The organism is Intrasporangium sp. Soil_C_50 (assembly GCF_057656595.1).
The window spans coordinates 62682-68875 of sequence record NZ_JBDGKB010000019.1 but is presented as its reverse complement, the minus strand read 5'-3'; the positions used below and the strand labels follow the sequence as shown (position 1 = coordinate 68875).

Genomic DNA, 6194 nt, shown 5'->3' with positions numbered 1-6194 from the left:
AGCCCGGCAGTAACCCGACGACACCGGTAGTGCGACAAGAACTCTGCCCTTGTCACACCCCACGGTCCACCAGTGAGCCTCAGAGGTAGTCGATGGCGAGCGCGTCGAGGCGGGCCTCGTCGGCGAGCAGGTCGATGCCGACGACGAGCCCGTCCTCGACGGTGAAGGCGAAGACGACCTTCGGCACCCCGTGCAGCGTCCACACCGCGCCGACGCGTCCGTCGAGCGTCGCGAGGCGGGCGCCGCGGGCGCGTCCGTCGAACATCGCAGCGACGGCCTCGGGCCCACGCACCTCGGCGGGCGAGCCCATGAGGGCGGCGGCCGCGTCGGACCGGACGACGACACCGGGGTCGAGCAGCTCGAGCAGTCGCGCGAAGTCGCCGCCGCGCGAGGCCGCGAGGAACGCCTCCACCACGTCGCGCTGACGCGTCCTCGACGCCGGTGCTGCGGCCCCGGGAAGGTCGTCGACGCGCTCGGCGTCGAGGTCGACGTCGGACGCCCGGACGCGTCGCCGGGCCCGGCTCGCGAGCTGGCGCGTGGCCGCGGGGGAGCGGTCGACGACCTCGGCGATCTCCTCGAAGGGCAGCCCGAAGAGGTCGTGGAGCACGAAGGCGAGCCGTTCGGCGGGCGCAAGCGTGTCGAGCACGACGAGGAGGGCGAGGCCGACCGAGTCGGCGAGCTCGGCCTCCGCCGCGGGGTCGGGCGGGCGCGTCCCGCCCACCGGTGCGGCCGGCGCGTCACCCAGCCCCCCACCCAGCGTCTCGGCGTCGGCGACGTCCCACAGGTGCTCACGCCGGGCCGACCGTGAGCGCAGCATGTCGAGGCTGATCCGTGCGACGACGGTCGTGAGCCAGCCGCCGAGGTTGGCGACGTCGCTCGTGTCGGTGCGGCTCAGGCGCAGCCAGGCCTCCTGCACGGCGTCGTCGGCCTCGACCGGGGAGCCGAGCACCCGGTAGGCGACGCCACGCAGGTGCCCGCGGTGCTCCTCGAAGCGTCCGGCCAGCCAGTCGGGCGTCGGTCCGGGGTTCGTCTCCATGCCGTGTCACATCCTTCGTCTCTGCTCCGTCATGGGTCTGACGGGCCAGCCGGGCCCGATGTGACACCGACAAGGAGCACCCCGAGATGACCGACTCGACCAGCACGACCACCCTGCCCGCCATGACGACCATCGTCTACGCCGTCACCGACCTCGACGCCGCGAAGGCCGCGTTCACCACCGTCCTCGGCGACCCGCACACCGACCAGCCCTACTACGTCGGCTGGAACGTGGCGGGAGTCGACGTGGCCCTGGACCCGAACGGCCACCGCAAGGGCCTCTCCGGTCCGCTGCCGTACTGGACCGTCGCGGACATCGCGGCCTCCCGTGACGCCCTCGTGGCGGCGGGCGCGACGGTCGTGCAGGAGCCGACGGAGGTGGGTGGCGGGCGTCGCACGGCCGTCCTCGCGCTGTCCGACGGCGGGCACGTCGGCATCCTCCAGGACGCCGCGCCCGCCTGAGCGATCGCCCGTCTGCGCGCCGGCCGAGCCCGGTGGTGTCGGACGTCCGACACCACCGGGCCCTCTCATGCCCAATGCCAGATCCTTTCAGGGACAGTCGAACTCGCGCTCTGATCGCTGGTCGCCAAGGTCACTCGACGCGCTGCTCGACGGGCTCGTCGATTCGTCGCCGGTCGGAGCAGGTCTTGCGCGATGTGGGGGATGTGTGCAGGATGGTTGGCGATGTAAGCGCTTACAACGCAGTGCATCACCGACCAGGACTCGACGACGAGACGGAGGTGGCCTTCCATGGCAGCCGAGCAGGCCCGACGCGCCCGCCGCGCCACCCAGGCCACCGCCGACGCGTCCGCGCTCGGGTCGGCACCCGCGTCCGGCCTCGGCGCCGGAGCGACGATCTACTCGGTCGCCGACCGCGCCGGCGTCTCCATCGCCACCGTCTCCCGCGTCCTGCAGGGCGCAGACGTCGTCTCCGAGACGACCCGCCGCAAGGTCCTCGACGCCGTCGACGCGCTCAACTACGTGCCCCTCGGCGCCGCCCGCAGCCTCGCCGTGCGCCACCACGAGGCGTACGGCCTCGTGCTCCCCGAGCTCACCGGCCCGTACTACGCCGAGCTGCTCCTCGGGTTCGAGACCCGCGCCGCCGAGCTCGGCCAGAGCGTCACCCTCCTGCTCACCGAGGGCAAGGCCGACGCCGCCCGCGCCGTCCGCCGCCTCGCCACCCGCGTCGACGCCCTCGCCGTGCTCGGCTCGGCCGCGATGCCGCCCGCGGTGGCGCGTGCCCTGCACGGCAAGAAGCCCGTCGTCATCATCGCCGGCGAGCCCCAGGAGGGCATCGAGAGCGTCGCGGCCGAGAACGCCCACAGCGCGGCCGAGCTGACCACCCACGTCCTCGGGCACGGTCGGCGTCGCCTCCTCTTCGTCGGCAACCCCGCCGGTGCCCCAGACATCGCCGAGCGCCACGCCGGCTTCGTCGCCGCCCACCACGCCCTCGGGCTCGAGCCGGCCGAGCCGGTCCGCGTGCCCTTCCGCGAGGCCGACGGCGAGCTCGTCGCCGATCGTCTCCTGTCCGGCGAGCTCGACGCCGACGCCCTCGTCTGCGCCAACGACGAGCTGGCCCTCTCGATCATGACGCGCCTGCAGGACGCCGGCCGCGACGTCCCCGGCGACGTCGCCGTCGTCGGCTGGGACGACGTCATGACGGCTCGATACGTGCGCCCGGGTATGACGACCGTGCGCCAACCGGTCCGCGAGCTCGGCGAGCTCGCGGCCGAACGTCTCCACCAGAGGGTCCAGGGGGGAGAGCCGCCGTCAGAGCGCCGGCTGCTCCCGACCCGGGTGGTCATCCGCGGTTCGTGCGGTTGCACGAGCCCGCGCCCCCCGTCCGCCTCCGGCCCCTCAGGTCCTCCCGGCCCCGCTGCCGCGACGCGCTGAGCGCGCGTTCGCGGGCGGACCGACCGACCTCCTCCCACCCCCGACCACCGACGTCCGACCCTCCACGGCATCTGACCCCGACCCGCCCTCCACCACGTGCGACCGCGCCCCCTGCAACCACGCTGCACGTCCCCGAGAAAGAGAGAACACCCGATGAGACGCACCACCGCCATCACCGTCGCGTGCATGACCGCCGCCGCCCTGACCGTGACCGCCTGCGGCCGAGGCTCGGACAACGGTGGCCCCGCCGCTGGACAGACCGGAGCCGCCGTGAGCACCGGCAAGGCGAGCGGCACCATCACCGTGTGGGCCATGGGCGCCGAGGGTGACAACCTCTCGAAGCTGACCCAGGACTTCGAGACCGCCAACCCGGGCGTCAAGATCCAGGTCACCGGCATTCCCTGGGACGCCGCGCACGACAAGTTCACGACCGCGATCACCGCGAACAAGACCCCCGACGTGGCCATGGTCGGCACGACGTGGATGGGCGAGTTCGCCGGCATGAACGCCCTCGACCCGACCCCCGGCTCGATCGACAAGTCGGCCTTCTTCGACGGCGCCCAGAAGACGACCGAGGTCAACGGCACCTCGTTCGGCATCCCGTGGTACGTCGAGACGCGCGTCGTCTACTACCGCACCGACCTGGCCAAGAAGGCCGGCTACGACACCGTCCCGACCGACTGGAAGGGCCTGCACGACATGGCCAAGGCCATGCAGACCAAGGCCGGCGCCAAGTGGGGCATCGGCCTGCAGGCCGGCGGCGAGGGCTCGTGGCAGACCGTCATGCCCTTCGCCTGGGGCGAGGGCGCGGACCTCACCAAGGACGGCGGCAAGGCCTACAACTTCGACAGCCCGCAGCTGCTCAAGGCCACGCAGTACTACCAGTCGTTCTTCACCGACGGCATCTCCGACAAGGCCGCCCCGGCCACGCCGACGACCGAGCCCGACTTCGCGAGCGGCAAGGTCCCGATGTTCATCTCCGGCCCGTGGGAGATGTCGGCCGTCGAGAAGGTCGGCGGCGCCGGCTTCAAGGACAAGTACAACGTCGCGCCGATCCCCGCCGGTTCGGCGGGCTCGTCCTCGTTCGTCGGCGGCTCGAACTTCGTCGTCTTCAAGAACACGAAGAACCGCGACACCGCGTGGAAGTTCGTCCAGTGGCTCGCCGACCCGAAGGTCCAGGCCAAGTGGTACTCGATCTCCACCGACCTGCCCTCGGTCAAGAGCGCCTGGCAGGACCCGGCGCTGGCCGCCGACAAGAAGCTCGCCGTCTTCGGCAAGCAGCTCGAGACCGCCAAGGCCCCGCCGTCGTTCCCGACGTGGGAGCAGGCCGTCAAGGGCCTCGACACGGAGATGGAGAAGATCACCAAGACCGGGGAGGACCCGGCCACCGGGCTGAAGACCGCCCAGCAGCAGGCCGACTCCATCGGCACGGGCGCCTGATCCCATGAGCGTCCAGACCGCAGCCTCCCGCCGGACCGCGAAGGCGGCCCGGCGGGAGGGGCGGGCCGCGTGGATCCTGGCGCTCCCCTTCTGCGTCCTGTTCCTCGCCTTCACGGCGTGGCCGGTGATCCAGTCGCTCTTCATGAGCTTCACCGACACCAGGGCCCGCGACCTGCGCACCCCCTTCGCCGTCGACGTCGTCGGGTTCGGCAACTACGCCAAGGCGCTCGCCGACCCGATCTTCCGCCAGGCGGCCGGCAACACCGCCTACTTCGTCCTCGTCGGCATGCCGCTGACGCTCGTCGTGGCCCTGGCCGCGGCGGTCGCCCTCGACAAGGGCATCACCCGGTTCCGCGCCGTGTTCCGCCTCGGCTTCTACCTGCCGGTCATCACCTCGATCGTCGCGGTCGCCGTCGTGTGGCGCTTCCTCCTGCAGGACCCGGGCGGCCTCATCAACACAGCGCTCGGCTGGGTCGGCATCGACGGGCCGAACTGGCTCGGTGACCCCAACTGGTCGATGCCGGCGCTCATCCTCATGGCGTCGTGGCGCAACTTCGGCACCGCGATGATCATCTTCCTCGCCGGCCTGCAGGCCGTGCCCGCCGAGCTGCACGAGGCGGCCGCCATCGACGGCGCCGGCGCGTGGAAGCGGTTCCGCCACGTGACCCTGCCGCTGCTGCGCCCGACCCTGCTGTTCGTCATGGTGACGACCGCGATCGGCTACCTGCAGTTCTTCGAGGAGCCCTTCGTCATGACCAAGGGCGGCCCCCTCAACAGCACGATCTCGCTGTCCTACTACACCTACCAGCAGTTCGGGTTCGGCAACTACGGCCTCGCGTCGGCGATGAGCTACCTCATCTTCGTCGTCATCGCGATCGTCACCGCGATCCAGTTCCGGCTGCTGCGAGAGAGGACCTGACATGGCCGTCGACACCGCACCCCGACCGACGCGGGAGGTGGTCACCGCGCCGCCGTCGCGTGCACCGCGCTCGGGCATGGTCGGCGGGAGCCAGGGTGGGCGCTGGTGGCTCTACCTCGTGCTCGTCGTGGCCCTGGTCGCCGTCGTCGCCCCGTTCGTGTGGATGGTCCTCGGCTCGTTCAAGGGCGAGGGCGAGCTGCGCCAGGTGCCGCCGACGTGGTGGCCGCACAGCGCGTCCCTCGACAACTACACGCAGCTGTTCAGCAAGCTGAACTTCGGGCAGTACTTCTTCAACTCGATCGTCGTCGCGGTCGTCGTCACGGCGGGCAACCTCATCTTCTGCTCGATGCTCGGGTACGCCTTCGCGATGCTCGACTTCAAGGGCAAGCGTCCGTTGTTCCTCGCCGTCATGGCGACGCTGATGATCCCGGGTGTCGTGACGTTCGTGCCGTTGTTCGTCCTCGTCGCCAACGTCGGTCTCATCAACTCGCTGCCCGGCCTGTTCCTGCCGTTCCTCGTCAGCCCGTTCGGCGTGTTCCTCATGCGCCAGTTCATCCTCGGGCTGCCGCGCGACCTGCTCGACGCCGGACGCGTCGACGGTGCCGGGGAGCTGCGGATCTTCTGGCGGATCATCATGCCGCTGTGCGGTCCCGCCCTCGCGACGCTCGGCATCCTGACGTTCCTCGGCAGCTGGAACAACTTCCTCTGGCCGCTCGTCGTGGGCCAGACCGAGGACAAGTACACCCTCCCCGTGGCGCTGGCCCTCTACTCGACGGGCCAGAACAGCACGAACTACGGCCTGCTGCTCGCCGGCGCCACCGTCGTCATCCTCCCGATCCTCGTCGTCTTCCTCGTCTTCCAGAAGCGCTTCATCGAGGGCATCGCCACGACGGGCCTCAAGTAAGCA

6 protein-coding genes are annotated in these 6194 nt (G+C 71.0%); 5 read left to right on the top strand and 1 reads right to left on the bottom strand.

From position 1 onward, the window contains the following. Positions 1 to 79: 79 nt before the first annotated feature. Positions 80 to 1036 (bottom strand): sigma-70 family RNA polymerase sigma factor, encoded by a 957-nt coding sequence (locus tag AC3A5R_RS22200; RefSeq protein WP_487622952.1) that lies wholly within the window; start codon positions 1034 to 1036, stop codon positions 80 to 82. An 86-nt stretch (positions 1037 to 1122) separates the two neighbouring features. Here AC3A5R_RS22200 and AC3A5R_RS22195 point away from each other — a divergent pair, with 86 nt between their 5' ends. The 5 genes from AC3A5R_RS22195 to AC3A5R_RS22175 all read left to right on the top strand — a co-directional run bounded on the left by AC3A5R_RS22195 (position 1123) and on the right by AC3A5R_RS22175 (position 6191). Next, complete coding sequence (locus AC3A5R_RS22195) at positions 1123 to 1497, top strand: VOC family protein (RefSeq protein WP_487622951.1); 375 nt, start codon at positions 1123 to 1125, stop codon at positions 1495 to 1497. A gap of 288 nt (positions 1498 to 1785) precedes the next feature. Continuing rightward, positions 1786 to 2928 carry a LacI family DNA-binding transcriptional regulator gene (locus AC3A5R_RS22190; RefSeq protein ID WP_487622950.1) on the top strand — a complete coding sequence of 381 codons (1143 nt, stop codon included), beginning with the start codon at positions 1786 to 1788 and terminating at the stop codon, positions 2926 to 2928. A gap of 153 nt (positions 2929 to 3081) precedes the next feature. Next, complete coding sequence (locus AC3A5R_RS22185) at positions 3082 to 4368, top strand: sugar ABC transporter substrate-binding protein (RefSeq protein ID WP_487622949.1); 1287 nt, start codon at positions 3082 to 3084, stop codon at positions 4366 to 4368. A 4-nt stretch (positions 4369 to 4372) separates the two neighbouring features. Further along, a complete protein-coding gene (locus tag AC3A5R_RS22180; RefSeq protein ID WP_487622948.1) occupies positions 4373 to 5287 on the top strand; it encodes a carbohydrate ABC transporter permease in 915 nt (304 codons plus the stop codon). Position 5288: 1 nt separating this feature from the next. Next, on the top strand, positions 5289 to 6191 hold the full coding sequence (locus AC3A5R_RS22175; protein WP_487622947.1) for a carbohydrate ABC transporter permease: 903 nt from the start codon (positions 5289 to 5291) through the stop codon (positions 6189 to 6191). The last annotated feature ends 3 nt before the right edge of the window (positions 6192 to 6194 follow it).